Raw genomic sequence first — 26,114 nt, 5'->3', positions numbered from 1 at the left:
CTGATGTGCCGCGGTTCAGATCCAGACGATGCAGCTCGCACGTGGGAGCTGCATCGTCTGGATCGTTTCGGCGGTGGAACCGTCACGGGCCACGGCAAGGACGCTGAGATTGCCGGACACCTGATTGGCGACCACGAGGTGCCGGCCGTCGGGGGACAGAACCAGATCCCGCGGATGGTCACCGCCGCTCGTCACCTCGTCGACGCGGACGACTTCTGCGCCCCGTACGGCGAATCGTGTGATGGTGTCGGGACCACGATTGCCGACGTAGAGGAATCGTCCGTCCGAGCTCATCCGAATCGCCGATGGATAGCTCGTCTCCGTGGATCGGGGAGGGAGCGTGGAGACCGTCGTGATTTCGGTATTGCTGCGGAGATCGACGACGGAGATCGTGGAGTCGAGTTCACACGCGACATAGGCGAACCCGTCGCGGATCACCAGGTGGCGGGGTCCGCCGCCTGCGTGTATCGAGATCGAACCGATCGGTTCGAGTCGTCCGTCGCCGAATCGATACCGGTTGATCCGATCGGTCCCGAGGTCGACCGTCAGTGTCTGCTCGCGATCGGTGTCGACGGCGACCATGTGCGCGTGGCCCGATGCCTGTCCGGGAATGACGTGGCTCGGCTCGCCGAGTGACCCGTCGGCGCGGACCGGGAGCGCACTGACCGAGCCGTCCCCATAGTTGGCGACCAGGATGTGCCCACCGTCCCCGTGCATCACGAGATGACAGGGACCGGCGCCACCGCTCGAACGTGGCCCTCCCACTTGTTCGAGCCTCCCCGGTGTCTCGGGATCGACGCGCCAGGCGATGACTCGGCCGGCCTCGGCCTCGTCGACGCCGTAGAGGGTGTGACGATCCGGATGCAGTGCGAGATATGACGGATTGCACGACAGGCCGGTGATGCACGAGGAGAGTTCGACTCCGCCGGTGCCGATCGTCAACAGATGTACTGCGCCGTCAGGCACGCCGGAACCGCTCGAGGCGGACCCGACATACGCCTGCATCGTCATCGCACGACCTCTCCGGTCGGCAATGTCAGCAGCGCCAGTTCGGCCTTGGTGGGGAGTCCTTCCCAATCGCCTCGCGTGGCGACCGCGAATGCGCCGACCGTGTTGGCACGGTCGAGCCTGTCTGCTTCGGTCAGTCCGTCCAGGACGCCGGACAGATAGCCCGAGACGAAGGCATCGCCTGCGCCGATCGCATCTACTGCGGTGACCTTCTTGGCAGGAGAGACGAGAGTTCCTCCTGCCGAGTACGAAGTGGCGCCCGCGGCTCCGTGCTTGACCACGACGGTCCTCACTCCGCAGTCGAGGAGGGCTGCGGCCCACGACTCCACGTCGTGGCCGGTCGGGGCGATCAGCCCGAGCTCGTCATCAGATGCCACGACGACGTCGAGGAAGCCGACGGTGTCCGCGAGCGCCGCCTGCGCTTGTTCGGACGTCCAGAGGCGGCTGCGATAGTTGACGTCGAGGCATACGAGCGCTCCATGCTCCTTGCCGAGCCGGGCCGCTGTACAGACGGCTGCCGCGGCGGTAGGGCTCAATGCCATCGTGAGACCGGTCAGATGGACGATCCGGGGAGCCGGGATGAACGCCCCGGCCACATCGACTTCTGAGACGGTGCTCCCGGCCGAATGCCGCCGGTGGTAGTCGACACGGGTCACCCCGGTCAGGCGTTCCTCGAAGACCACGATTCCCGTGGGCGCCTCGGCTCGACGGACCCGGGTGACATCCACGCCTTCGGCGCGCAGCGTCCGCACGATCAGCTCACCGATCTCGTCAGGACCGACGACACCTGCCCAGGCAGCCGTATGGCCAAGGCGGGACAGCCCGATCGCGACATTGCTCTCCGCGCCGACGACCCCGAGCGTCACGGGTCCGCCGAGCCTCACGGGGCCGGAACTGCGCAGGCAGCCCAGGGTCTCGCCGAGAGTCAGCACGTCAGGCATCGATCGCCTCTTGCCATGCGGTGGTCAGTGAGCGGGCGCGATCGGCCAGGACGCCCCATTGTGCGTCGCGGACCAGGGATTCGGTCACCAGCGATCCGCCGATTCCGACGCCGACCGCCCCAGCGCGGGCATATGCGTCGAAGCTGTCCACCCCGACCCCTCCGGTCGGCAACATCCGGACGTCCGAGAGAGGCTCGCGGATGGCCCGGAGATATTCGGGTCCGCCGACGGTCGAGATCGGGAAGATCTTGACCGCATCGGCACCGTTTTGCCAGGCCAGGTCGACCTCGGTGGGTGTGAGAGCGCCGCACGCGACCGGCACGCCGTGGTGCCGTGCGATCGCCAGGACTTCGGGAACCGTCGTCGGGGTCACCAGGAATTGGGCTCCAGCAGCTATCGCGGCGGAGGCGTCGGCGGGTGTGCGTACCGTGCCGGCACCGACCATCGCACCGTCGCGATCGACCCACCGCTCGATCGTCTCCAGGGCGCCGGGAGTATTGAGCGTCACCTCCAGTGACTCGACACCCCCTCCCACGAGGCAGTCGAACAGTGCGTCGGGAGGCGCGATGCTGCGGAGTCGGATGATGGACACGATGCCCTTGATCGGTGCACCCTGTTTCTGGGTACTCGTCACGCATTAGCCCTTCTTCGGTATTATGAAAAAGTAAACGACATCAAGAATATACGACGATATAGGCCGGGGCATCGCTTTCGCCGCCCCGCCGTCCAGACAATTCACTGGCAACGATGCCGAAGGGTAGGCAAGTCATATGGCACAAGGCGACTCCGCAGGAGAGCGTCCGGCCTCACCGGGAGTGGACAGGGCACTGACGGTCCTGGAGCACCTCGTCGATTCCGAGGAGGAGCTCACGCTCACGGCGCTCGCCAAGGTCACCAAGATCCCGCTCGCGACGTGCGCAAGTATCGTCTACACGCTCGAGCAGCGCGGATATGCGGCCCGTCGTGTGGTCGGACGCAGCCATTTCTGGCGGCCGACCCTCCGCCTGTACAGCCTTGCCAGCCAGCTGGTCCGCAAGGTCGATCTCTCGCAGGTCGCTCCCGGTGAAATGAGGGCGCTGGCGGACAAGATCGGGATGCCGGTCCATATGGGCGTGCTGGACGGCGCCTCGGTCGTGTACGTCGCGAAGGCCGCGACTCCCGGATTCGTGCAGTTCGACACGTACTCGGGCAAGATCGCCCCGTTCAACCTCACGGCGCTGGGTCGCGCGATCGCGGCCTACCTGGAACCCGACGAACTCGAGCCGCTGCTGTCGAAGCTGACACCGGGGCGGGGCCCCAACGCCCCCAAGGGTGGGCGCAAGGCATTCCACGCCCTGCTCGAAACCGTTCGGGAGTCCGGGTTCGCGATCGAGGACGAAGAGGAGCAGGCAGAGATCTCGTGTATCGCGGCACCGTTCTTCGGCGCGGACGGCCGGGTCGCAGGCTCCTTGGGGGTGACCGGTTTCGCCCGTGACTTCACCGACGAACGCAAGTCGCTGGCCGCCACGGGTCTCGCGGACCTCGCGATCGAGGTGTCGCGGCGGCTCGGATGTCCGAGAGAGTCATTGCCAAGGCCAGCCTCCATCTCTTAAGATTCGGTAATCGGGAAACATTTCTGTTATCTCGAATATAGAATCTGACACGATGAGGTGCCTGTGGGATCGTCGGCCACATATTGGGAGCGCTCTGATCGCGACAAGCTGGCCCGGCTTCTGCCGGATGCCGTTGTCGTCCTACCAGTGGGGGCGACCGAGCAGCACGGTCCGCATCTGCCCTCGGGGACAGATGCGCTGATCGCGCACGAGGTCGCGCGGCGGGCCGCCGAATCGGCGGCCTCCCGCTGCGGCCGTCCGCTCCTGGTGACACCGACGCTCCCATTCGGGGCGTCGGACCACCACCTGCCGTTCGGCGGGACGCTGTCTTTGTCGCCCGCCACACTGCTCGCGGTCCTCGACGATCTGTTCAGGTCGATCGCCGCGCAAGGAGGGCGGCGCGTCGTCGTCTTCAACGGCCACGGCGGGAACGTCGGGATCTGCCATGCCGCTGCGGCGGATGCCGCCTCCACGTGGGGCCTCGCGGTGGGTCACCTCGACTACTGGCGCCTCGCCGAGCAGGAGGACGGCCTGTCCGTCCCAGGGCATGCGGGAGAGTTCGAGACATCACTCGTCCTGGCCCTCGACCCGGCCGCGGTGTCCGCGTCCGCCCCTCGAGCCTCGGCACCCGTCCTTCCTGCTGTCGACGACGTCGACTTGCACACCGCCGCGTTGTGGCAGGCGATCGAGGGATATACCGATCAGCCCGAGAAGGCCGATGGATCGGCCGGCGGGCGACGTCTCGCGCACGTCGTCGCACAAGCAGCAGAACGACTGATCGAGCTAGCGGAGGCATTGTGATCGACTTCCATACCCATACCCCGACGTGGCGGTCGAACAGCTGGTTGGGCGGTGTGCAGTTCGGTGCGGACGAATTCGTGGCCTTCATGGACCGAGCCGGAATCGATCAGGCGATCGTCCTGAGTCATGACGGCTTGTTCGATGCCTCGCCAGAGGCGAATGACGATCTGGCCGGATTCGTCGGCGAACACCCCGACCGGCTGCTCGGATTCGGCACGGTCCATCCCCGGAGCAAAGATGCCCCAGCCGAGATGGAACGCATGATGGGCGCTCTCGGACTTCGCGGGCTGAAGCTCCACCCGTGGCTACAGGGATTCAGCATGCACGAGTTGAGCCTCGATCCGATCTGCGAGGTGCTGTCAGGCGCCGGTGGAATCTTGCTGAGTCACGACGGCACTCCGCCCTATTCGACCGCGACCCAGATCGCCGCGCTCGCGCGGCGACACCCGGATCTTCCTGTTGTTCTGGGCCACGGCGGGCTCCATGACACCTGGCGTGAAGCGCTGGCCGCGGTGATAGAGACCGACAATCTGTATCTCTGTATCTGTGGCACCCCGCCGTATGCTGCGCGGCAGATTCTGGCCAAGGCCCCTGCGCACAAGGTGCTGTTCGGCACTGATGCCGGACTGTCCGATCGGGCGAGTCAGGACTATGCCGTCGCGAGGGTCAAGGAGATCGACGGCTGGGGGATCACCGACGCGCAGCGGCAGGCCATGCTCGTGGACAATCCGCGCGCCCTCCTGTCGGGTGCGCGATGAATCCTCTCGTCGCCGCGGTCCACCTTGCGCCGGTGAGTCTCGCGGTCAATCCGGATCTGGTCGTCCGGGGTGCACGCGGCGTGCACGACCGCTCGGACTTCCTCCTCGTGCGTGTCGTGGCGAGCGACGGGACGCATGGATACGGAGAGGTCAGTGCGACCGCGCTGTGGAGCGGTGAGGACGGCACAAGCGCCGAGCACTTCATCCGCACCCGTCTCGCTCCGGCCATCATCGGCCAGCCACTCGCTCCGGTCGGCAGGCTCGAGATGCTGATGGATCGCGTGCTCGCGGGCAATCCGTTCACGAAGGCGGGCGTTTCGACGGCGCTCTGGGACGTCTTCGCGCGCACTCTCGATGTTCCCCTCGCAGTCGCGCTCGGCGGGCCGTATCGGGATGCGGTTGACATCAAGCTGTCGCTGTCGGGCGACGGCGAAGCGCTCGACCACGTGCTCGCGGCCGCACAGGCTATCGGCTTCGGGGCCTTCAAGGTCAAGGTCGGACTCGGCGTCGACGATGACGTGGAGCGGGTTCGACATGTGCGCGAGCGCGTCGGCCCCGGAACGTTCGTCGGCGTCGATGCGAATGGGGGGTGGACTCGCGCGGAGGCGATGCGGGCCATTCCCCGTATCGCCGAAACCGGTGCCGCATTCGTGGAACAGCCGGTTGCGCCGCCGGACCTCGAGGGCCTGCGGTCCGCACGTGGTTTCGGGCTGCCGGTTGTCGCCGACGAATCGGTGTTCGGCATGAGCGATCTCACCCGACTCGTGAACGCCGATGCCGCCGACTGCGTCAGCATCTACATCGGCAAGAGCGGGGGACCCGGCAGAGCGCTCGCAATGGGCAAGCTCGCCGCCGACTTCGGTCTCGACGTGCTCCTCGGCTCGAACGGGGAATTCGGTCTGGGGGCGGCCGCGCAATTGCATGTCGCGTGCGCCTTGCCGCACCTGTCGCAGAGCTTTCCGTCCGACATCATCGGCGCGCACTACTACCGCGAGGACATCCTCGAGCAGCCGCTCGACAGCGACGGACGCGTCGTCCGCCTCGGAGACGGCCCCGGCCTCGGGGTCGTCCCTCACCCAGACCTGATCAAGGAGCTTCGATGATCGTCGACGTCCATGCCCACACGCCAACCCATCGCGATGCGGTGCCAGAGACCGAGCGCCGGGAGTTCACGACCTGGCGGACGGACCGTTCCGTCGTGACGACGAACTCGTGGAGCGAGTTCGACCAGGCGATGGAGGCAGCCGACGTCACGATCGTGTTCAATATCGCGGTCCCGGACCCAGAGGCCGCGACGGGGATACCGCACCCGCCGGAACGCACCAACGACGCAACGGCCGAATTCGCGGCGAGTGACCCAACACGCCGGATCGGCTTCATGTCGGTCGACCCGACGGATCCCGGGGCGTTCGACGAGGCGGATCGCTGCCGAGAACTCGGCCTGGTCGGGGTCAAACTGGGCCCGAACTACCAGAACTTCGATCCGTTGGGAGATCCCGCACTGGCGTTCTACGCCTACTGCGAGAAGAACGCACTGCCCATCATGTTCCACCAGGGCGCATCGCCGATCCAGGCAGCACCGCTTCGTTACACCTATCCGCTGGTCACCGACGAGGTCGCGCTGCGTTTCCCGGAGCTGCGGATCGTGATGGCCCATATGGGCCACCCCTGGGGAAAGGAGACCGTCGTGACGATCCGCAAGCATCCGCATGTGTACGCCGACGTCTCGTCGATCTATCTACGGCCCTGGGTCTGCTATGAATCGCTGCTCGCGGCGGTCGAGTGGGGATGCACGCACAAGCTCCTTCTCGGCTCGGATTTCCCGATCGCCAACACGGGGGAGGCGATCGCCGGCCTGCGAGGCGTCAACAAGATCCTCGAAGGGACCGCACTGCCGCGGGTTCCGGCCGAGCTCATCGAGAACATCATCCACGCCGACGCGCTGTCCGCCCTTGGCCTCACGGTAGGAGCCCGCACGTGATCATCGACGCCCACGTACGACTGGGACAGGGACGCGAGGTCGCGTTGGCGGCAGAGGAACTTCTGGCCGGCATGGACCGACTCGGCATCGATCGGGCCATCGTGGCGCCGGACGAACGGTGCATCGCGCAGGACAATCGTGCCGGCAACCGGTTGGTCGCTGCTGCTGCGGCATCGTCGGACGGCCGTCTGATCCCGTATGCGGTCGCGAATCCGTGGCGGGGAAAGGACGCGATCGAGGAGCTCGAGCGGGCACGCGATGCCGGTGCCCGTGCGCTCAACGTCGACGCCGCGCTCCAAGGTTTCGATCTGCTCGATGGGCTCGTCGATCCCTTGATCGAGTTCGCGCAGGAGGCGGGCTGGTTCGCGTACGTGCGAACGGGTACGCCGCCGACGGCATTGCCGCTGCCTCTGGCCACGCTGGCCCGCCGGTATCCCGACGTGTCGTTCGTCATGGGCCGCAGTGGGGCGACCGATTTCTGGATCGATGCGGCACCTGCGCTGCGCCATGCCCAGAACCTCTACGGAGACACGTGTTACGCGCCCTGGGACACGGTGTTGTCCGAGTTCGCGAAGGATCCCGAGATCGGCACATCGCGCTTGGTGTTCTCCACCGACGCCCCCTATTCCGTCCCGGAGGCGGAACTGAGACGCATCGTCGAATGGCCGATCACGGATCAGGAACGTTCTGACGTGCTCGGAGACGTGGTTTCACGCCTGTTGGGCTGAAGTTCCGGGCTTTTCGCCGCAAGAACGCCGCAATCTCGGCAAACCCCTTGTGGTCGACGACAAGGGAGCTCTATTATCCATCTATACGAAAATGTTTTCGAAATCCCGTAAATACGATGAGAGATAGGCACGAGAAGCTGATGACCATTGACGCAAGCCCGATGACGTCGATCCGAGAGCAGGCCATGTCGGTCGGCGACGCGGCAGCGCTCGTCACCGGGGTCTCGCCGGTGCTGGAGGTTCCGTTCACCGACCAGGGCGAGGTGGACTATGCGGGATTCGAGCGGGTGGTCCGGTATGTGATCGGGACGGGTGTGAGCAGCATGATGTTCCCCGGGTTCGCGTCGGAGTTCTACAAGCTCACCGAGGGCGAACGAGCCCGTCTCCTGCAGATCCTGCTCGATCTGACCTCGGGGCGCGACGATGTCGCCGCGATCGTCGCGGTCCAGGACCACGCGACCAAGCTCGCGGCCTCCCGTGCTCGCGATGCGATCGACGCCGGGGCGGATCTGATCAACCTGCTGCCGCCGTACCTGTTGTCGCCGTCGCGTCGCGCGATCGTGGAACATGTCGTCGCGGTGCTCGAAGCGGTTGCCCCTGCGCCGGTCGTCCTGCAGTATGCGCCGTCGGAGACGGGCACGAGCCTGGATGCCGGGATCATCGCCGATCTGGCCGCGGCACATCCGAACCTGCGACTGGTCAAGGTCGAATCGAGCCCGCCCGGCCGACTGATCGGCGAACTTGCCGCGCTCGACACGCCGCTGCCCGCGATCGAGGGATATGCGGGTGTACAGCTCCCCGATGCGTGGCGCCGAGGTGCGGTCGGCACTCAGCCGGGCTGCTCCTTCACCGAGATCTACGTACGGATCTGGAGCCTGCTGAGCGCAGGCGATACCGCGGCCGGCGAGGACCTGCACCGCCGTCTGCTGCCGTACATCTCCTACTGGATGCTCGACACCGAGCTGATCATTGCCGCGGAGAAGCGCATCTCCTATCGGCGGGGGCTGTTCGGCAGCGATTTCTGCCGTGGCCCGTCCCACCAGCTGGACGCAGAAGAACTGCGTCGCATCGAGGTCTTCCTCGAAGAGTTCTCGGAGCTGTTGCCAGATCTGTCCGGCATATAGCCGGTACCTGACAGCAGAAAACCCTAGGCAGAAACGACAACGAAGAATGGAGGACCTGCAGTGTTAGCTTTGCGAAAGTTGTTGGTCGCCGGCGCGATGGCCGTGCCGATGGTGGTATTGGCCGCGTGTGGTTCCGGGAGCGACAAAGCTCAGGATGCGCCCGAGGCGTCGAGTTGGCAGAGCAAGATCAAGGGCGGACCGCTCGAGGTCGGTGTACTCCCCGCGACGGGCACGCCGTCCTTGGCGTTCTTGCAGGAGATCGCCGACTCGATGGGCAAGGACATTCCAGGTTCCAAGGTCAAACTCACGTTCGCGAACACCGAGGCCCGTCCTGCTCTCGAGCAGCGGTGGCGTTCGGGCGACGGGCTCGATGTCGACTACACGATGTTCGACGGCACCAATGAGTCGCTGCTCGCCTGGGCCGACGACGGGAAACTGCTCGACCTCGCGCCGTACCTGAAGCAGAACGACAAGACGACGGGCAAACCGTGGCTCGACTCGTTCAGTCCCGCGGTGCGCCAGTTCATGGAGCATCCGGAAAGCAAGAAGATCTACGGAGTTCCCTCGGAGCTGTCGCTGCAGGTGCTGTTCTACAACGCCAAGCTCTTCAAGGACAACGACATCTTGCCACCGACGACGTGGGACGAACTGACCACCGCGGCCGATCAACTCAAGGCTGCCGGCGTCGACCCCATCGCGGTCACCGGCCTGTTCGAGCCGTACCTGGGGATGTGGACCGACAACCTGTGGATGCGCACTGTCGGCTACGACAAGGCGCACGAAGTGCTCACCGAGGGTAAGGGCAACATCACCGATGATCCCGGCTTCCTCGACGGTCTCGAGAAGATGCAGGAGCTGCGCGACAGCGGGGCCTTTCTCGACGGATTCGAAGGCACCGACTTCACGGCTGCACAAGCGCAGTTCTTCCAGGGCAAGGCCGGCATGATCCTGATGGGCAGCTGGCTCGTCAGCGAGATGAAGGACGTCATCCCCAAGGACTTCGATCTCGGCGTCCTGGCCTTCCCGACCGTCGAGGGCGGCGCGGGGGATCAAGCAGGGATGATGGCGATGGCCCAACTGATGTCGATCTCGGCGGACAGCAAGAACGTCCCGCTGTCGCTGGAATGGGTCCGGCGGGTGACAAGCGCGCCGACTCAGACCAGCCGCGCCGAGAAGATCGGTGAGGTCTCGGCCGTCCAGGGAGTTGCCAGCCCGCCCGGTCTGCCCGGAATCTCCGAGATCGTCGGCAAGGCCGATCAGCTCCACCCCGCGTACTACGGCATCCTGCAGTCGAAGGCCAAGGACGTCGTCTATCCGGAGATCGCAAGGATGCTGTTCGGCAAGCAGGACGCCGACAAGACCTTGAAGGCGCTCGACGAGGGGCTTCGACGGGTCTACGGCAACTGACCCAGAACGTTCCGACCTGCTGTCGCGGGTCCTCGACCAGGACCCGCGACAGCTTCCGACAACCGGAGGTCTCATGCACAAAACGGCACAACGGCGGATCATCATTCCGTTCCTATTGCCGGCGTTCGTACTGCTGGCGCTGTTCTTCCTCTACCCGCTCATCCGCACGGTGGATCTGTCGCTCAACGAGTTCTCGCGAACAGGAGCGGTCAACTTCGTGGGGCTCGACCAGTACGAGCGGCTGTCGGGGGATCCTGACTTCTTCAACGCATTGAAGAACACCTTCCTCCTGACGGTCATCGGCGCCCTGATGCTGTTCCCGCCCGCGATCACGATCGCGTGGGCGCTGTCGCACCGGCTCCGCGGCGAACGGTTCTTCAGATTCTTCGTCTTCGCCCCGGTCGTGTTGTCGGTGGCCGTCGTCTCGATCATGTGGAAGTTCCTGTACCACCCGACGCTCGGCCTCATCAATCCGGCGTTGAAGGAGGCCGGTCTCGGTTCCCTGGCCAAGACCTGGCTGGGTGATCCGGCCACGGCACTCGCAGCAGTCGCATTCGTGTCGGTGTGGCACGGCATCGGTATCTGGGTCGTCCTGCTGTGCGCGGGCTTCGAACGCCTTCCCAGCGATGTCTTGGAGGCTGCGCGCATCGACGGCGCAGGCGAGGTGCGGATCCTGTTCAGCATCATGTTGCCGATGCTCGGCGATCTGCTGCGGATGCTGTTCGTGTTGTGGGTCGTCCAGAGCCTGCAGGCATTCGCATTCATCTTCATCATGACCGGCGGTGGACCCTTCGGGTCGACCGAGACAGTCGGGACGCTGATGTATCGCGTCGCATTCGATCAGGCGGACTTCGGCTATGCCGCGGCGATGGGCGTTGTGCTCGTCGTCCTCATGCTGGCGATCGCGAAGATTCTCAACAAGGTGATGAAGCGTGAAGAACTCCAGTACTGACCTGCTCGAACGCGATGCCGCGACGCCGCCGAAGAAGCCGCGCAAATGGGGCGAACCGGCACAACCGCGGGCGCCGTTTCGGCCGTACCATCTGTTCTTCTACCTGCTGCTCGGCAGTATCGTGGTCTCCTCGGCGAGTGCTTTCGCGTGGATCTTCAATGTCTCGATGAAGTCGAATCGGGAGTTCCTCGGCACCTCGCCGTGGGAACTGGCCGAAGGCCTGCGCTGGGAGAACTACACGAATGCCTGGAATGGCGCGAATATCGGCGCCTACTTCGGCAACAGTCTGTTCGTCAGCATCAGCGCGACGCTGCTCGGGGTCATCGTCTCGGTGTTCGCGGCGTACCCCTTGGCACGGGTCCAGTTCCGGTTCAACGGCCTCGTGTTGAGCGTCTTCCTGATGGGATTGATGATCCCGTGGATGGTCACGTTCGCGCCGTTGTACAACCTGATGCAGGACTTCGGGCTGCTCGACAGCCGGATCGGCCTGATCTTGGTCTACGCGACGTACAACCTGCCGTTCAACGTGTTCGTCCTGACCGGTTTCATGAAGACGCTGCCGTACGAGCTGGAAGAAGCAGCCGCACTCGACGGCGCTTCGCCGACTCGGACCTTCCTGTCGGTGATCCTGCCGCTCATGGGTCCCGGCGTGGCATCGGTCGCGATCATCAGCTTCTTGCAGAACTGGAACGAGTTCTTCTATGCCCTGCTGCTGATCCACACCCCGGAGAAGATGACTCTGCCACTGGGACTGTTCCAGCTGGGCCAGGCCGCGAACTACGGGACGAACTGGGTCACGCTGTTCGCTGGGATGATGATGACGGTCGCTCCCGTGCTGCTCGGGTTCGCGCTGTTGCAAAAGCAGATCACCAAGGGCCTCACAGTCGGCGCATTGAAGGGGTGACGATCAATGGATGTAGCTCTGATCACGGGTGCGGGCGGCGATATCGGTACGTCGATCGCCCTGGCGCTGGGACGTCGCGATGTCCACATCGTCCTCGCGGACAGGACCCTCGACCTCGCCACTCGGGCGGCCGAGTCGGTGCCTGGCGCAGAAGCCGTGCAGCTCGACCTCCGCTCGCCGGCGTCTGTTCGCGCGGTCGCCGATGAGCTGCACGAACGGCACGGGGCGCTGCGCTACCTGGTCAACAATGCGGCGGTGTGCAGCAATCACGAGTTCGAGACGATCGACGAGACGATGTGGTCAGAAGATGTCGACGTCGTGCTGGGCGGCACGATCCGCATGTCCCAGGCAGTGCTGCCGGCCATGCGGGCGGCCGGCCGCGGTGCGGTGGTCAATATCGCCTCGGTCAACGGCCAGGGCTATTTCGGCAACGATGTCTACAGCGCAGCGAAGGCGGGGGTGCTCAGCCTGACCCAGTCGTTGGCGGTGCAGTACGGCCCGCACGGCGTGCGGGTCAACTCGGTCTCGCCCGGCTCGATCGCGACGACGGCATGGAAGCGGCGTCTCGAACGTGAGCCGGGGATCTTCGACAAGGCCAAACGCTGGTATCCCATGGACCGGATCGGCACGCCGGAAGATGTCGCGGATGCCGTCGACTTCCTGCTCTCGGACAAGGCGCGGTGGATCACCGGCACCGACCTGCGCGTCGACGGCGGACTGCTGGCCGGCAATGCGGGACTGGCCGAAGACATCAGTGCCGCCCACGTCGCACCGCCCGGATCTTCTCAGACGAGGTTCTCGGCGACGTAGTCGATGGCCTGGGTGAGCTTGTCGATGTCGTCCGGCTCGATCGCGGGGAACATGGCTATCCGCAACTGATTGCGGCCAAGTCCCCGGTAGCTGTCGACATCGACGATGCCATTGGCACGCAGCGCGCCGGTCATCGCCGCCTGGTCGACGCCGTCGAGATCTATCGTTCCGACAACCTGCGATCGTTCGGCCGGAGCAGTGACGTACGGCGCGGCGTAGGACGAGGCTTCGGCCCAGGCGTAGAGCCGCGCCGATGAATCGGCCGTGCGCTCGACGGCCCAATCGAGGCCGCCTCGCTCGTTGAGCCAGCGGGTCTGGTTCTCCATCAGGAACAAGGTGGTCAGTGCAGGGGTGTTGTACGTCTGGTTCTTGCGCGAGTTGTCGATCGCGGAGGGCAGATCGAGGAAGCCCGGAATGTGACGTCCGCCGGCCTTGATCCGCTCGGCTCGCTCGATCGCTGCCGGCGACATCAGCGCGACCCAGAGTCCGCCGTCGGAGGCGAAGCCCTTCTGCGGGGAGAAGTAGTATGCATCGGTCTGTGAGATGTCGACCGGCAGACCGGCTGCGCCCGACGTCGCATCGACCAACACGAGTGCATCGTCGGCAGCGTCGTCGACGCGCGCGACCGGGACCATGACTCCCGTGGACGTCTCGTTGTGCACCCAGGCGTAGACGTCAACGCCCTCGGAGGCGTGGGGGAGCGGGTGGGTCGACGGATCGCTTTCGATGATCTCGGGATCGTCGAGGAATGGTGCGCGTTGGATGGCAGTTGCGAACTTGCGGCTGAACTCGCCGTGCACGAGATTCTGCGCCCGGCGCTCGATCAGACCGAACACCGCAGCGTCGAAGAATGCGTGGGAGCCGCCATTGCCCAGCACGACCTCATATCCGTCGGGCAGGTCGAACAGCGAACTGAGCCCGTCGCGCAGGCTGCCGACCAGATTCTTGACCGGTGGCTGCCGGTGAGATGTGCCCAGCAGGCCGGCGCCGGTCGCGGCGAGATCGTTGAGGGCGTCGACGCGCACCTTGGAGGGACCGGAACCGAAACGTCCGTCCTCAGGCAAGAACTCAGCGGGAATCTTCACGCTCCGATTCTCTCAGGCGGCCCCACCCCTAGGGTTGACGGCATGTGGACATGGGTTGACGGGGCCGAAGACATCGCGGCTGAACCGGGATTCGCGGTGGGCGACTCGATCGCCTGGCCGGTCCTGACCGATGACTTCGCCGAGCTCCTGCCCGTCCTTCCGGCCGACTTCGACGCTGCCGTCGACAGCGCCGTGGACGACGACGGCGATGGCGAGATCGTGGGCACGATCGTCAAGATCCTGATGGCGACGGGCCGACGCAAGACCGTCGCTTTCGAGATCTCCGCGACGCCCGCCGAACATGTGCAGGTACTGGACCTGGCAGGTTTCCTCGTCGAGGTCGTCGCTTAGGTCACATTGGCTGGCTTGACATAGCGCCGATTTCGTACGATGCCCCCTATGGCATCTGACGGATCGACGGTTGAGGTTCCCCTCTCGGCAGGGCTCGAGCACACGCAAGACGAGTGGGAAGCGGCAACTGCGGCGGTCCTGCGCAAGGCACGCAAGCTGACCGAGGACGCTCCCGACAGCGATGCCTGGGGCAAGCTCTCGACCCTGACCCTCGACGGAATCGCGATCACGCCGCTCGGCACACCGGCGCTGAGCGCTGACCTGCCAGAAGGCGGTCTCCCGGGCCAGGCGCCGTTCACACGAGGCAGCACCGCTGCCCGCGAGCTCGACGGCTGGGATGTTCGTGCCTGGTTCACCGATCCAGACGCCGAACGCACCGCACAGGACGTCGTGACCGATCTGGAGAACGGCGTCAACTCGCTGTGGATCTCGGCCGGCACCGGCGGGGTCGCGATCGATGCACTCGCCACGATCCTCGAGCCGGTTTTTGTCGACCTGGCCGCTGTCGTGATCGATGCACCGTTCGAGCCCGTCGAAGCGGCCCAGGCGCTCGTCGCCGTGATCGCCGACAAAGGCGTGACACCGGCTCCGGGCACGAGCCTTGGCGCCGACCCGCTGGGCGCGACGGTCCGCGACCGCGGCGTCACGGACATCGGCGTCGCGGTGCAGGTCGCCGAGCTGGCACAACCCATCGGCGTCCGCGCGATCACGGTCGACGCGACCGCCGTCCACGACGCCGGAGCCTCGGACGCCCAAGAGCTGGCCTATTCGCTGCTCGCGGGAGCGACATATCTTCGCACGCTGGTCGCGGCAGGCCTCCCGGTCGAGGATGCCGCGGCTCTGATCGATTTCCGCTACGCCGCGACCGACGAGCAGTTCCCGACGATCGGCAAGTTCCGGGCCGCCCGGCGTCTGTGGAACCGGGTCGCCGAACTGAGCGGTGTGACGTCCACGGCGGCAGGCCAGCTGCAGCATGCTGTGACATCGCGGCCGATGATGGCCAAATACGACCCGTACGTCAACATGCTCCGCACGACCGTTGCTTCGTTCGCGGCGGGCGTGGGCGGTGCGGCTTCGGTCACGGTGCTTCCGTTCGACGAGCCGCTGGGTCTGCCCGAAGCATTCAGCCGACGGATCGCCCGCAACACCTCGAGCCTGCTGATCAGCGAATCTCACGTGGCTGCGGTCGCCGATCCGGCGGGCGGTTCGCATGCAGTCGAGAAGTTCACCGACGACCTGGCACGAGCCGCCTGGGAACTGTTCGGGGAACTCGACGGCAACGGCGATTTCGCCTCGGGTCTCGAGCTCCTGCGCACCAAGATCGAGGCGACCAACTCTGCCCGTGCCCTCGCGATCGCCAAACGCAAACGGCCCGTCACCGGTGTCTCGGAGTTCCCGAACCTCGCCGAAGTGCTGCCCGAGCGCCGTCCGTATGCGGCGCCGTTGACAGTGCATCGCTACGCCGGCGAGTTCGAGGCACTGCGCGACGAGCCCGCTGCGAAGCCGGTCTTCCTGGCGTCGATGGGAACTGTCGCCGGATATACGGCGCGTTCGACCTTCGCGGCCAACCTGCTGGCCGCCGGCGGTGTCGACACGGTCGTGGCCGGTCCGACCGAGTCGACCGACGACGTCCTGACCGCCTATCGATCGGCTGGCCGTCCTGCCGTGGTGTGCCTCGTCGGAAACGACAAGACGTACGAGGCGTGGGGGTCAGATCTGGTTGTCGCGTTGCGCGAAGCCGGGGCATCGCACGTTGTGCTCGCTGGCACACTGGATGTAGGCGCTGATGTGACCATTGCGGCGGGCCTCGATGCGCTGGCCTTCCTCCGTTCGATCCGAGAGGAGCTCGTCAAATGAGCGTCCCCACCAGCTTCTCTGGACTGCCGCTGGATCCCGAGCAGCCCTATGAGATCGACGCCGACGCGTATGCACGTGCCACCGATGGAGCACAGCCGTGGGCCTCGCCCGAGGGCATCGACGTCGACGGCCTCTACACCGCAGACGATCTCGCGGGACTCGACGGACTCGACACCTACCCGGGACTCGCGCCGTTCCTGCGCGGCCCCTATCCCGCGATGTACACGACGCAGCCCTGGACGATCCGCCAGTACGCGGGATTCTCGACGGCCGAGGAGTCGAATGCGTTCTACCGGCGCAACCTCGCCGCGGGCCAGAAGGGACTCTCGGTCGCATTCGACCTCGCGACCCACCGCGGCTACGACTCAGACAATCCGCGGGTCGTCGGCGACGTCGGGATGGCCGGCGTCGCGATCGACTCGATCTACGACACCCGCAAGCTGTTCGAAGGCATCCCGCTCGACGAGATGAGCGTGTCGATGACGATGAACGGCGCGGTGCTGCCGGTGCTCGCGCTCTACATCGTCGCGGCCGAGGAGCAAGGCGTCCCGCCGGAGAAGCTGTCGGGGACCATCCAGAACGACATCCTCAAAGAGTTCATGGTCCGCAACACGTACATCTACCCGCCAGCACCGTCGATGCGGATCATCTCCGACATCTTCGCGTACACCGCGCAGAAGATGCCGCGGTTCAACTCGATCTCGATCTCGGGCTATCACATCCAGGAAGCCGGGGCGACGAACGACCTCGAGCTCGCCTACACGCTCGCCGACGGTGTCGAGTACATCCGGGCCGGTCTCGACGTCGGTCTCGACATCGATGCCTTCGCGCCGCGCCTGAGCTTCTTCTGGGCCATCGGCATGAACTTCTACATGGAGATCGCCAAGATGAGGGCCGCCCGTGCGCTGTGGGCCCAGCTCGTCGCCGACTTCAACCCGAAGAACGCCAAGAGCCTGAGCCTGCGCACGCACAGCCAGACGTCCGGCTGGTCGCTCACGGCGCAAGATGTGTTCAACAACGTCGGGCGTACCGCTATCGAGGCGATGGCCGCGACGCAGGGGCACACCCAGTCGCTGCACACCAACGCCCTCGACGAGGCGATCGCGCTGCCGACCGACTTCAGCGCCCGCATCGCCCGCAACACCCAACTGCTGTTGCAGCAGGAGTCGGGTACGACCGACATCATTGACCCCTGGGGCGGCTCGTACTACATCGAGAAGCTCACGCACGATCTCGCGAACCGGGCCTGGGCGCACATCCAGGAGGTCGAGAAGGCCGGTGGCATGTCGAAGGCCATCGAGGCCGGCATCCCGAAGATGCGCATCGAGGAAGCCGCCGCCCGCACCCAGGCCCGTATCGATTCGGGCCAGCAGGCGGTCATCGGCGTCAACACGTACCGATTGGCCGACGAGGATCCGCTCGACGTCCTCAAGGTCGACAACAAGGCCGTGTACGCCTCGCAGATCGCCAAGCTCGAGCGCTTGCGCGCCGAGCGCAATCAGGATGACGTCGATGCTGCGCTCGCCGCGTTGACCAAGAGCGCCGAGCGGGGCGCGACGTCCGATGGATCGCTGGATGACAATCTGCTGACTCTCGCGGTCAATGCGGCCCGTGCCAAGGCGACGGTCGGCGAGATCTCCGACGCGCTGGAGAAGGTCTACGGGCGCCACCAGGCCGTGATCCGTACCATCTCAGGTGTGTACCGCACCGAAGCCGGCAAGGCCTCCAATGTCGCCAAGGTCATCGAGGCCACCGACGAGTTCGAGAAGGCCGAAGGCCGTCGTCCACGCATCCTGGTGGCCAAAATGGGCCAGGACGGACACGATCGCGGTCAGAAGGTCATCGTGACGGCCTTCGCCGACATGGGCTTCGACGTCGACGTCGGCCCGCTGTTCTCGACGCCCGAGGAGGTCGCGCAGCAGGCGATCGACGCCGACGTGCACATCGTCGGTGTCTCGAGCCTGGCTGCCGGCCACCTCACCTTGCTGCCGGCCCTCCGGGAGTCGCTGGCCGAGATGGGGCGCCCCGACATCATGGTCGTGATCGGCGGCGTCATCCCGCCCGACGATGTGCAGACGTTGCTGGACATGGGCGCCGCTGCGGTCTTCCCGCCCGGAACTGTCATCGCCGACTCGGCGCTCGACCTGCTCGACAAGCTGCGCTCAACCCTTTCGCAGTGATGGTCGACGTCGCAGCTCTCGCCGACGATGTCCGGGTCGGCAAGCGGGCTGCGATCTCGCGTGCCATCACCTTGGTGGAGTCGAGCCGGGCGGATCATCGGGCGCAGGCCCGTGAGCTGCTCGGCATCCTCAACGAGCCCACGCACGACGGGGGGCACGGTGGAGCGATCCGGGTCGGCATCTCCGGGGTGCCCGGTGTCGGCAAGTCGACATTCATCGAGGCGCTGGGCACGTACCTGATCGACGAGGGACACCGCGTCGGTGTGCTGGCGGTCGATCCGTCGAGCGTCCGCACGGGCGGATCCGTGCTGGGCGACAAGACCCGGATGGCCCAGTTGTCGGTCAGCCCCGATGCGTTCATCCGCCCTTCGCCGAGCGCCGGAACCCTCGGGGGAGTCGCCCGCGCGACGAGCCAGGCCATGACGGTTCTGGAGGCTGCCGGATACGACGTCATCCTGGTCGAGACGGTCGGCGTCGGACAGTCCGAGATCACGGTCGCGGGCATGGTCGACACGTTCTTGTTCTTGACGATCGCTCGCACCGGCGACCAGTTGCAGGGCATCAAGAAGGGCATCCTGGAGATCGCCGATGTCATCGCGGTCAACAAGGCCGACGGCGACCGCGCGCAGGAAGCCGAGGTGACGTCGAAGGATCTCGCCGGCGCGCTGCGTCTGGTGTACGCCGGTGGTACCGGCTGGGTGCCGCCAGTGCTGACCTGTTCGGCACTCACGGGCGCCGGGATCGACAAGGTGTGGCGCCGGATCATCCGGCACCGTGAATTCATGGGACGTACGGGACTTCGCGAGAAGCGGGCTCAGCAACAGCTCGATTTCACCTGGACGCTCGTGCGCGATGAGCTCGACCAACGGCTGCGCACCGATCCGCAGGTCGCGGCGATGCGCGAGGAGATCCGTGAAGCGGTCCTGTCGGGTGAACTGCCGGCCGCGAGTGCCGCCGACAAGATCCTCGACGCCTACGACTCCTGACCGCGACTGGCGCCGGTCGCGGTAATGGTCGAGGATCGGATGGTGCAGCGATCTATCACGGCCCAGCTCGAGCTATATCTGTACGGCGAGGCGGATCTGGTGTTCTCGGTCGCGGTGGCCGGCGGTGCCGACGTGGAGGAGTCGCTGTCGATCACCTCCCTCGGACATCGTCTCGAACCGCGGGAGATCGCCGGTCGCCATGGCACGCGCCTGCACCGTCTCACCGCGCCGGCCGGTCCGCTGCTGCTCGACTACAGCGCTGTGGTGACAGGACAGGTTCCGCCGGCTCCGATCGATGAGCTCGATGTGATCGAATATCGCCGACCCAGCCGCTACTGCGAGTCCGACACGCTCTTCGCGACCGCCCGCTCGGAGTTCGCGGGTGTCTCGGGCAAGGAGCTGCTCGACGCGGTGACCCGGTGGGTCAGCGAGCGGCTCAGGTACGTGCCGGGTGCGAGCCAACCCACCGATGGCGCTGTCGCGACGATGCTCGCGCGAGCCGGCGTCTGCCGCGACTATGCCCATCTGGTGATCGCCCTGTTGCGGTCGCTTGACGTGCCGGCGCGACTCGTCTCGGTCTACGCGCCGGGACTGTCACCCATGGACTTTCACGCCGTGGCGGAGGCCTTCGTCGACGGCGCCTGGCAGACCGTCGACGCCACGAGGCTCGCGCCGCGGGCGTCGATGCTGCGTATCGCGACGGGGCAGGACGCGTCGGAGACGGCGTTCTTGTCGCAGTACGGAGCAGCCGTCGATCTCAAGCGTCTTGCCGTGACGGCGGTCGTCGATGAGTTGCCGAACGAGGATCCGGCGGCTTCGGTGCAGATGCGCTGAATCGGGGTACTAGTCCTATATAGTTCTAAATGACTAGGTAACGCGCTATTGTCGTGGACAGCACAACATCAGCGATGTGGGGCCGGCCATCTCGGGGGGATGGCCGGCCCGCTTTGTCAGGCGACCTTCAGAGGATGGAATGTGGGGGTTCCCGTCGTCAGCGAAGTCCAACCGCCGACCCGCCAGGACTTGGTGCCGTTGGCCCGCATATACAGCGTCGCGGCCGTCTCGATCGTCATCATCTGATCGCTTTTGGACGATGTATCGAAAACGGGCAGCGAGGCCGAAGCCTTGAAGGCCGCCACGATCCGGGGCTCGGCCTTGGCCCGATCGACACTGATCGCGACGGTCGTCCAGGTGGGATTGATCCAGACGGCCCGATCCCGATAGCCACGAGTCGTCAACGCCGGTCCATAGAAGATTCTGCCGCTCCCGGCGGAGCTGTGGTCTCCCGACACCTCGCCACGTAGAAGCACCAGGCCGAGCGCCTCGGCCGCGTCTCGACAGCCGGGTGCAGCGATGAATCGGCTGATGCGCTGGCGATAGGTCTGCGCGGTTGCGACGGTCAATGAGTCCAGCACACCGGAGAAATCGCTGACTTCGTACGAACGTCGGGGCAGCGAGAGTCGTGAGTATCGCTCTTCGAGCACGAAGCCGACTGCGGCGCAGGCCGCTGCGTCGACAGCTTCGGCACCGAAGATCTGTTCGGCCTCGGCCGCTCCTGTGGTGCGGACACCAGGGCACCAATCGATCGAGTGTCCGGCAAGCCGGACGCGGTCGGGACGGCCTGGCCACATGCCGCGTACGGCGATCGGGGCGAGATCAGCGGTCGGGACGGTGCCGGTGGGTTCGGTGCCGGTCGGAACAGGTGTCGGTGTCGGGGAGGGGGCGATGGCCGAATTCCTGGGCCTCTCGACGCCGTCCATCGAGCCGTCGGGCGAGGCGAGACCGATGCTGACGCTGACGGTGACGACCACGGCAATGGCACAGGCAAGTGCCATGACCCACTTGGATTTCATTGTTTTTATCCTAGTCGGACAGGAGGCCCGCCGGGTTCGATCGCATGCGCGACGGCCTTGAGCCTGCGCCGTACCCGGTCATCCGGGGCGCAGCGCAGGCTCGGGCTGTCGGTGTTCAGGCGTTGGCCCAATCCGGATTCCAACCCTCGACCTCGTCGGCGCCGCGTGACGCCGGACCGGTGTAGATCGCGGACGGTCGGATCAGGCGTCCGGTGCGCTTCTGTTCCAAGATGTGCGCGCTCCAGCCGGCTGTGCGTGCCGAAGTGAACATCGCGGTGAACATGTGCGGCGGGATCTCGGCATAGTCGAGCACGATCGCGGCCCAGAACTCGACATTCGTCTCGAGCACGCGATCGGGGCGGCGCTCCTTGAGCTCCTTGAGCGCGGCCTCTTCCAGCGCGATGGCGACCTCGGCGCGGGGAGCGTTGAGCTCTTTGGCCGTACGGCGCAGGGTGCGAGCACGCGGGTCCTGTGCCCGGTAGACGCGGTGGCCGAAGCCCATGAGGCGTTCGCCCGAATCGAGCAGGTCCTTGACGTATTTGGTCGCGTCGCCGGACTTCTCGACCTCTTCGATCATCGTCAGCACGCGGGCCGGGGCACCGCCGTGCAGGGGGCCGGACATCGCGCCGACCGCACCGGAGAGCGCGGCTGCCGCGTCGGCACCTGTTGAGGCGATCACGCGCGCGGTGAACGTCGAGGCGTTCATGCCGTGCTCGGCAGCCGAGACCCAGTACGCGTCGATGGCCTTGGCGTGGTCGGGGTTGACCTCGCCGCGCCAACGGGTCAAGAAGCGCTCGGTGATCGTGCCGGCCTTGTCGACCTCGCTCTGCGGGACGAACGGCTGGCCGACGCCGCGTGCGGCCTGGGCGACATAGGACAGGACCATGACCGCAGCGCGGGCAAGGTCCTCACGTGCCTGGACGTCGTCGATGTCGTACAACTGCTTCATGCCCCAGGCGGGCGCGGTCAACGCGATGGCGCTTTGTACATCGGCGCGGATGTCGCCTGAATGTACAGGGATCGGGAATGGTTCTGCGGGCGGGAGGCCGGGTTCGTACGTCCCGTCGACCAGCAGTCCCCAGATCTTTTCGAAAGGAACGCGGCCGACGAGGTCGTCGATGTCGACGCCACGATAGCGAAGCGCGGACCCTTCCTTGTCGGGTTCGGCGATCTCGCTTTCGAATGCGATGACGCCTTCAAGTCCATGGTGCACTTCAGTCATACGCTGCATTCTGCCCTGCGCGGATATCTTGAGCACATGGAGACCCCGGATTTGGCCCGCATGCGCGAGGAGTACTCCCGCGCTGGACTCGATGAATCCGCGGCGGGAGACGATCCTCTGGCGCTGTTCGCCCAGTGGCTCGACGATGCCGTGGACGCGGATGTGTATGAACCCAATGCGATGGCCTTGGCCACCGCGACGCCCGACGGTCGTCCGTCGGTGCGGACTGTGCTGCTGAAGGGATTCGATGCCAGGGGACTGACGTTCTTCACCGGATACGAATCGCGCAAGGGTGTCGAACTGGCAGCCAATCCGCGGGCCGCCGCGACGATGCTGTGGCATCCGCTGCAGCGCCAGGTCAGGGTCGAAGGGGGCGTCGTCAAAATCGACGAAGCCGAATCGGATGCCTATTTCCTCTCGCGTCCGCGCGGTTCGCAGATCGGCGCCGTGGCCTCCCCACAGTCGCGCACGATCATCGATCGTGAGGCTTTGGAGCAGCGCGTTGCGGCGGTCGAGCACGACTACGCGGGCCAAGACATCGAGCGTCCCGAGACGTGGGGCGGTTACCGTCTGATGATCGAGTCGATCGAGTTCTGGCAGGGCCGCACGAGCCGTCTGCACGACCGCATCAGGTTCATCCGCCAGCCCTCAGGCTGGAGCCGCGAACGCCTCGCCCCGTAACCCGTCCCCTCCCGAGGGCGGTGCACCAGCGTCCACTGCAGCGAGGTTCTTGGACGCCAACGCACCGGCCCAGGGAGGGGGTAGGGGTCAGTGGAGGGCGCTGTACTTGGGACGGGGCGCGGTCGGCTTTCCGGCGGCGTATTCTTCGGTGCTGACGCCGGTCACATCGGACGGATCCCGGCCCAGGGCGGCGAAGACATCGCGGGCGATATCGGCCCAGGTCTTGACCGGTCCGCCGCCCGTCACGTGATGGATTCCGTATGGCGCTCCACCGCGAACCAGGTCGATGATGCCGGCAGCGAGTTCGTCGGCAGTCGTCAGACGTCCGTACTGGTCGTCGACGACCGACGGGCTCACCCCGTTCTTGGCCAGGCGTTGCATCGTCGCGACGAAGTTAGGTCCATCGCCGACAACCCAGCTGGTCCGCACGATGTAGTGCTTGGGGACTGTCGAAGTGACCGCCTCGCCGGCGGCCTTGGTCTGGCCGTAGACGCCCAGCGGTGAGACCTGCTCGTCGACCGCGTGGACTTCGGCGGTGCCGTCGAACACGTAGTCGGACGACACCGTCACGAGCGTCAGATTGTGTGCGATGGCCCGGCGGGCCAGCTCCGCGATCGCCGTGACATTGACGGCCCAGGCGCTTCTGCGGCCCTCAGGCGTCTCCGCGCCGTCGACATTCGTGTATGCCGCAGCATTGATGATCGTGTCGACATCGCGCCACGGAACGACGTCGTACGAGGCCGGATCGGTCAGATCGAGCTCGGCGCGGGTCAGCGCCAGGGCATCGGGCAGCAACTCGCGCAGGGCCCGTCCGAGCTGACCGTCGGCACCGATGATGGCGGTGCGCTTGGCCGGGACCGGCGTGACGTCTGCCAACCGCGGATGCGCCTGGTCCTTGTCGGAGACCTCGGCCAGCGGCAGCGGCCACGGGATCGCGATGGCCTCGTCGAGGAGGTTGACGTTGGTGTACTTGGCGTCGGGGCTCCAGTGGTCGTTGACGAGGTACGTGTACGCGGTCCCGTCCTCCAGCGTCTGGAAGGAGTTGGCGACGCCGCGCGGGATGAACACCGCGGTCGACGGGTCGATCTCGACGTGGAACGTCGCGCCGAACGAGTCTCCCGCCCGCAGGTCGACCCACGCGCCGAAGACGCGCCCCGTGGCGACCGAGACGAGCTTGTCCCACGGCTCGGCGTGGATACCGCGGGTCGCGCCGGCCGAAGTGTTGAACGAGATGTTGTGCTGCACCGGACCGAAGTCGGGCAGCCCGGCGGCGACCATCTTCTCGCGTTGCCAGTTCTCTTTGAACCAGCCGCGGTTGTCGCCGTGGACAGGGAGTCGCAGCACCACCAGGCCGGGGATCGGCGTGGTGGTCAAGGTCAGCTCCGTCATGTGAGGTCCCGGTAGTGCTCGAGGAGGCGGCTCATGACCGCGAGGGCGTCCTGCATCTCGGTGATATGCGAGGGATCGAGCACCCGCAGCATCTGCTTGATCTCGGTGCTGGAGATCCCGTCGGTGCGGGGTAGATAGACGACTTCGCACAAGTCGGCGAGTTCGTCGAACTTGCCGCGCCAGTCGTCGCCGATCGCGAAGATGTCGACGTCATGCTTCTTGATGTCATCGACCTTCTGTTCCCACGACGTCTCGGGGATGACCAGATCGACGCCTTTGATGCTCTCGATGATCCGGGCCCGGTCTTCGTACGACACGACGGACGTCTTGCCCTTGCCGGCGTTGAACTCATCGGTCGACACCCCGATGACGAGTCGGTCGCCGAGGGCCGCGAGCCGGTTGATCAGGTTGAGGTGGCCGATGTGGAACAGGTCGAACGTGCCGTAGGTCAGGACCGTCGTCACCGTCACTGCCCCTGTCGTTGGTACATCGACTCGGTGGTCGCCTTCGCCGGACGCCACCAGTTCTCGTTGGCGCGGTACCAGTCGACCGTTGCGGCCAGGCCCGCCTCGAAGTCGGCGAATTTCGGCTGCCACCCCAGTTCGGTGCGCAGCTTCGTGGAGTCGATCGCATACCGGCGGTCGTGACCGGGCCGATCAGTCACGTGGTCGAAGTCGTCCGCGCTGCGGCCGAACAGCGCCAGCAGCTGAGCCACGACCTCACGGTTATTGCGCTCACCGTCGGCGCCGATCAGATAGGTCTCTCCGATCACGCCGTTCTCGAGGACCGTCAGGACCGCGCGACTGTGGTCCTCGACATGGATCCAGTCACGGACGTTGAGGCCGTCGCCGTAGACCTTGGGACGTTCGCCGTCGATGAGCTGGGTGATCTGGCGCGGGATGAACTTCTCGACGTGCTGGAACGGTCCGTAGTTGTTGGAGCAGTTGCTGATCGTCGCACGCACTCCGAAGGAACGGACCCAGGCCCGCACCAGCAGATCCGAACCTGCCTTCGTCGCCGAGTAGGGGCTCGACGGCTCGTACGGCGTCGCCTCGGTGAACCGGCTCGGGTCGTCGAGGTCGAGATCGCCGTACACCTCGTCGGTCGAGACGTGATGAAATCTTCGATCGTGCCTGCGGGCAGCCTCTAAGAGGGTGAAAGTCCCCACGAGGTTCGTCTGCACGAACGGGCTCGGATCGTTGAGCGAGTTGTCATTGTGCGATTCGGCAGCGAAGTGCACGACGGCGTCGTGGCGACTGACAAGCTCGTCGACCAGTGCGGCGTCGGTGATGTCGCCGACCACGAGCTTGCAGCGATCAACTGGTAGATCGTCGATGCTCTCGCGGCTGGCCGCGTAGGTCAGCTTGTCGAGGACTGTGACTTCGAGGTCTGTCGTCCCGATCAGGTGACGCACGAAGTTGGAGCCGATGAAGCCGGCCCCACCGGTTACAAGCACAGTTTGCATGGAGTACAGCCTAGTCAGTTGGTGTGAAGGGGCTCGCCT

Annotated in this window: 26 protein-coding genes; 17 read left to right on the top strand and 9 right to left on the bottom strand. The window is 65.7% G+C overall.

Annotation, left to right across the window (positions count from 1 at the left end; all coding sequences use genetic code 11):
• Positions 1-15: 15 nt before the first annotated feature.
• The 3 genes from ACXJKC_RS10985 to ACXJKC_RS10975 are packed head-to-tail and all read right to left on the bottom strand — an operon-like array spanning position 16 to position 2,583.
• A complete protein-coding gene (locus tag ACXJKC_RS10985; RefSeq protein ID WP_456696751.1) occupies positions 16-1,011 on the bottom strand; it encodes a lactonase family protein in 996 nt (331 codons plus the stop codon).
• On the bottom strand, positions 1,008-1,949 hold the full coding sequence (locus ACXJKC_RS10980) for a sugar kinase (protein WP_456696750.1): 942 nt from the start codon (positions 1,947-1,949) through the stop codon (positions 1,008-1,010). Before ACXJKC_RS10980 ends, ACXJKC_RS10985 begins: the two co-directional genes overlap by 4 nt.
• On the bottom strand, positions 1,942-2,583 hold the full coding sequence (locus tag ACXJKC_RS10975) for a bifunctional 4-hydroxy-2-oxoglutarate aldolase/2-dehydro-3-deoxy-phosphogluconate aldolase (protein WP_456696749.1): 642 nt from the start codon (positions 2,581-2,583) through the stop codon (positions 1,942-1,944). The genes ACXJKC_RS10980 and ACXJKC_RS10975 overlap by 8 nt, the downstream gene beginning before the upstream one ends.
• Before the next feature lie 136 nt (positions 2,584-2,719).
• On the opposite strand from ACXJKC_RS10975, the gene ACXJKC_RS10970 reads away from it, so the two are divergent.
• The 11 genes from ACXJKC_RS10970 to ACXJKC_RS10920 all read left to right on the top strand — a co-directional run bounded on the left by ACXJKC_RS10970 (position 2,720) and on the right by ACXJKC_RS10920 (position 13,006).
• The gene (locus ACXJKC_RS10970; RefSeq protein WP_456696748.1) at positions 2,720-3,541 is read left to right on the top strand and encodes an IclR family transcriptional regulator; all 822 of its coding nucleotides are present in this window, start codon (positions 2,720-2,722) and stop codon (positions 3,539-3,541) included.
• Between the two features lie 63 nt (positions 3,542-3,604).
• On the top strand, positions 3,605-4,342 hold the full coding sequence (locus tag ACXJKC_RS10965) for a creatininase family protein (protein ID WP_456696747.1): 738 nt from the start codon (positions 3,605-3,607) through the stop codon (positions 4,340-4,342).
• The gene (locus ACXJKC_RS10960; RefSeq protein ID WP_456696746.1) at positions 4,339-5,100 is read left to right on the top strand and encodes an amidohydrolase family protein; all 762 of its coding nucleotides are present in this window, start codon (positions 4,339-4,341) and stop codon (positions 5,098-5,100) included. Before ACXJKC_RS10965 ends, ACXJKC_RS10960 begins: the two co-directional genes overlap by 4 nt.
• Positions 5,097-6,203, top strand: a complete 1,107-nt coding sequence (locus ACXJKC_RS10955) for a mandelate racemase/muconate lactonizing enzyme family protein (RefSeq protein ID WP_456696745.1) — start codon at positions 5,097-5,099, stop codon at positions 6,201-6,203. Before ACXJKC_RS10960 ends, ACXJKC_RS10955 begins: the two co-directional genes overlap by 4 nt.
• On the top strand, positions 6,200-7,081 hold the full coding sequence (locus tag ACXJKC_RS10950) for an amidohydrolase family protein (protein WP_456696744.1): 882 nt from the start codon (positions 6,200-6,202) through the stop codon (positions 7,079-7,081). The genes ACXJKC_RS10955 and ACXJKC_RS10950 overlap by 4 nt, the downstream gene beginning before the upstream one ends.
• Positions 7,078-7,809 (top strand): amidohydrolase family protein, encoded by a 732-nt coding sequence (locus ACXJKC_RS10945; RefSeq protein ID WP_456696743.1) that lies wholly within the window; start codon positions 7,078-7,080, stop codon positions 7,807-7,809. Before ACXJKC_RS10950 ends, ACXJKC_RS10945 begins: the two co-directional genes overlap by 4 nt.
• 140 nt (positions 7,810-7,949) lie before the next feature.
• Positions 7,950-8,933 carry a dihydrodipicolinate synthase family protein gene (locus ACXJKC_RS10940; protein ID WP_456696742.1) on the top strand — a complete coding sequence of 328 codons (984 nt, stop codon included), beginning with the start codon at positions 7,950-7,952 and terminating at the stop codon, positions 8,931-8,933.
• A 60-nt stretch (positions 8,934-8,993) separates the two neighbouring features.
• A complete protein-coding gene (locus tag ACXJKC_RS10935) occupies positions 8,994-10,340 on the top strand; it encodes an ABC transporter substrate-binding protein (RefSeq protein WP_456696741.1) in 1,347 nt (448 codons plus the stop codon).
• A gap of 73 nt (positions 10,341-10,413) precedes the next feature.
• Positions 10,414-11,292, top strand: a complete 879-nt coding sequence (locus ACXJKC_RS10930; RefSeq protein ID WP_456696740.1) for a carbohydrate ABC transporter permease — start codon at positions 10,414-10,416, stop codon at positions 11,290-11,292.
• Entirely contained in the window at positions 11,273-12,196 is a 924-nt protein-coding gene (locus ACXJKC_RS10925; protein WP_456696739.1) for a carbohydrate ABC transporter permease, read from the top strand. Before ACXJKC_RS10930 ends, ACXJKC_RS10925 begins: the two co-directional genes overlap by 20 nt.
• Before the next feature lie 6 nt (positions 12,197-12,202).
• Positions 12,203-13,006 carry an SDR family NAD(P)-dependent oxidoreductase gene (locus ACXJKC_RS10920; RefSeq protein ID WP_456696738.1) on the top strand — a complete coding sequence of 268 codons (804 nt, stop codon included), beginning with the start codon at positions 12,203-12,205 and terminating at the stop codon, positions 13,004-13,006.
• Here ACXJKC_RS10920 and serC read toward each other — a convergent pair.
• On the bottom strand, positions 12,982-14,091 hold the full coding sequence (gene serC, locus ACXJKC_RS10915) for a phosphoserine transaminase (RefSeq protein WP_456696737.1): 1,110 nt from the start codon (positions 14,089-14,091) through the stop codon (positions 12,982-12,984). The genes ACXJKC_RS10920 and serC overlap by 25 nt on opposite strands.
• 42 nt (positions 14,092-14,133) lie before the next feature.
• On the opposite strand from serC, the gene ACXJKC_RS10910 reads away from it, so the two are divergent.
• The 5 genes from ACXJKC_RS10910 to ACXJKC_RS10890 are packed head-to-tail and all read left to right on the top strand — an operon-like array spanning position 14,134 to position 20,299.
• On the top strand, positions 14,134-14,442 hold the full coding sequence (locus tag ACXJKC_RS10910; RefSeq protein ID WP_456696736.1) for a hypothetical protein: 309 nt from the start codon (positions 14,134-14,136) through the stop codon (positions 14,440-14,442).
• A 48-nt stretch (positions 14,443-14,490) separates the two neighbouring features.
• Positions 14,491-16,299, top strand: coding sequence for a methylmalonyl-CoA mutase family protein (locus tag ACXJKC_RS10905; RefSeq protein ID WP_456696735.1), 1,809 nt, complete (start codon positions 14,491-14,493; stop codon positions 16,297-16,299).
• The gene (gene scpA, locus ACXJKC_RS10900) at positions 16,296-18,479 is read left to right on the top strand and encodes a methylmalonyl-CoA mutase (RefSeq protein WP_456696734.1); all 2,184 of its coding nucleotides are present in this window, start codon (positions 16,296-16,298) and stop codon (positions 18,477-18,479) included. The genes ACXJKC_RS10905 and scpA overlap by 4 nt, the downstream gene beginning before the upstream one ends.
• Positions 18,479-19,465 (top strand): methylmalonyl Co-A mutase-associated GTPase MeaB, encoded by a 987-nt coding sequence (meaB, locus tag ACXJKC_RS10895; RefSeq protein ID WP_456697056.1) that lies wholly within the window; start codon positions 18,479-18,481, stop codon positions 19,463-19,465. The genes scpA and meaB overlap by 1 nt, the downstream gene beginning before the upstream one ends.
• 39 nt (positions 19,466-19,504) lie before the next feature.
• Positions 19,505-20,299, top strand: a complete 795-nt coding sequence (locus ACXJKC_RS10890) for a transglutaminase-like domain-containing protein (RefSeq protein ID WP_456696733.1) — start codon at positions 19,505-19,507, stop codon at positions 20,297-20,299.
• A gap of 116 nt (positions 20,300-20,415) precedes the next feature.
• Here the strand turns inward: ACXJKC_RS10890 and ACXJKC_RS10885 are convergent, their stop codons facing one another.
• Both ACXJKC_RS10885 and ACXJKC_RS10880 read right to left on the bottom strand, forming a co-directional pair.
• Positions 20,416-21,318, bottom strand: coding sequence for a hypothetical protein (locus ACXJKC_RS10885; RefSeq protein ID WP_456696732.1), 903 nt, complete (start codon positions 21,316-21,318; stop codon positions 20,416-20,418).
• A gap of 115 nt (positions 21,319-21,433) precedes the next feature.
• Positions 21,434-22,540: a citrate synthase 2 gene (locus tag ACXJKC_RS10880; protein WP_456696731.1), complete on the bottom strand. Its 1,107-nt coding sequence runs from the start codon at positions 22,538-22,540 to the stop codon at positions 21,434-21,436.
• A gap of 36 nt (positions 22,541-22,576) precedes the next feature.
• Between ACXJKC_RS10880 and pdxH the strand changes: the two genes are divergently transcribed.
• Positions 22,577-23,221 carry a pyridoxamine 5'-phosphate oxidase gene (pdxH, locus tag ACXJKC_RS10875; RefSeq protein ID WP_456696730.1) on the top strand — a complete coding sequence of 215 codons (645 nt, stop codon included), beginning with the start codon at positions 22,577-22,579 and terminating at the stop codon, positions 23,219-23,221.
• 87 nt (positions 23,222-23,308) lie between these two features.
• Here the strand turns inward: pdxH and ACXJKC_RS10870 are convergent, their stop codons facing one another.
• From ACXJKC_RS10870 to rfbB, 3 genes are read right to left on the bottom strand one after another with little or no spacing between them, the layout of a single operon-like run.
• Positions 23,309-24,610: a sugar nucleotide-binding protein gene (locus tag ACXJKC_RS10870; protein WP_456696729.1), complete on the bottom strand. Its 1,302-nt coding sequence runs from the start codon at positions 24,608-24,610 to the stop codon at positions 23,309-23,311.
• Positions 24,607-25,080: a glycerol-3-phosphate cytidylyltransferase gene (gene tagD, locus ACXJKC_RS10865; protein WP_456696728.1), complete on the bottom strand. Its 474-nt coding sequence runs from the start codon at positions 25,078-25,080 to the stop codon at positions 24,607-24,609. The genes ACXJKC_RS10870 and tagD overlap by 4 nt, the downstream gene beginning before the upstream one ends.
• Positions 25,077-26,075 (bottom strand): dTDP-glucose 4,6-dehydratase, encoded by a 999-nt coding sequence (gene rfbB, locus ACXJKC_RS10860; protein ID WP_456696727.1) that lies wholly within the window; start codon positions 26,073-26,075, stop codon positions 25,077-25,079. The genes tagD and rfbB overlap by 4 nt, the downstream gene beginning before the upstream one ends.
• Between the last annotated feature and the right edge of the window lie 39 nt (positions 26,076-26,114).

The sequence above is a fragment of the Aeromicrobium sp. P5_D10 genome (genome assembly GCF_054049535.1).
Note: the sequence above shows the minus strand (reverse complement) of the source record. Positions and strands in the feature narration are given on the sequence as shown.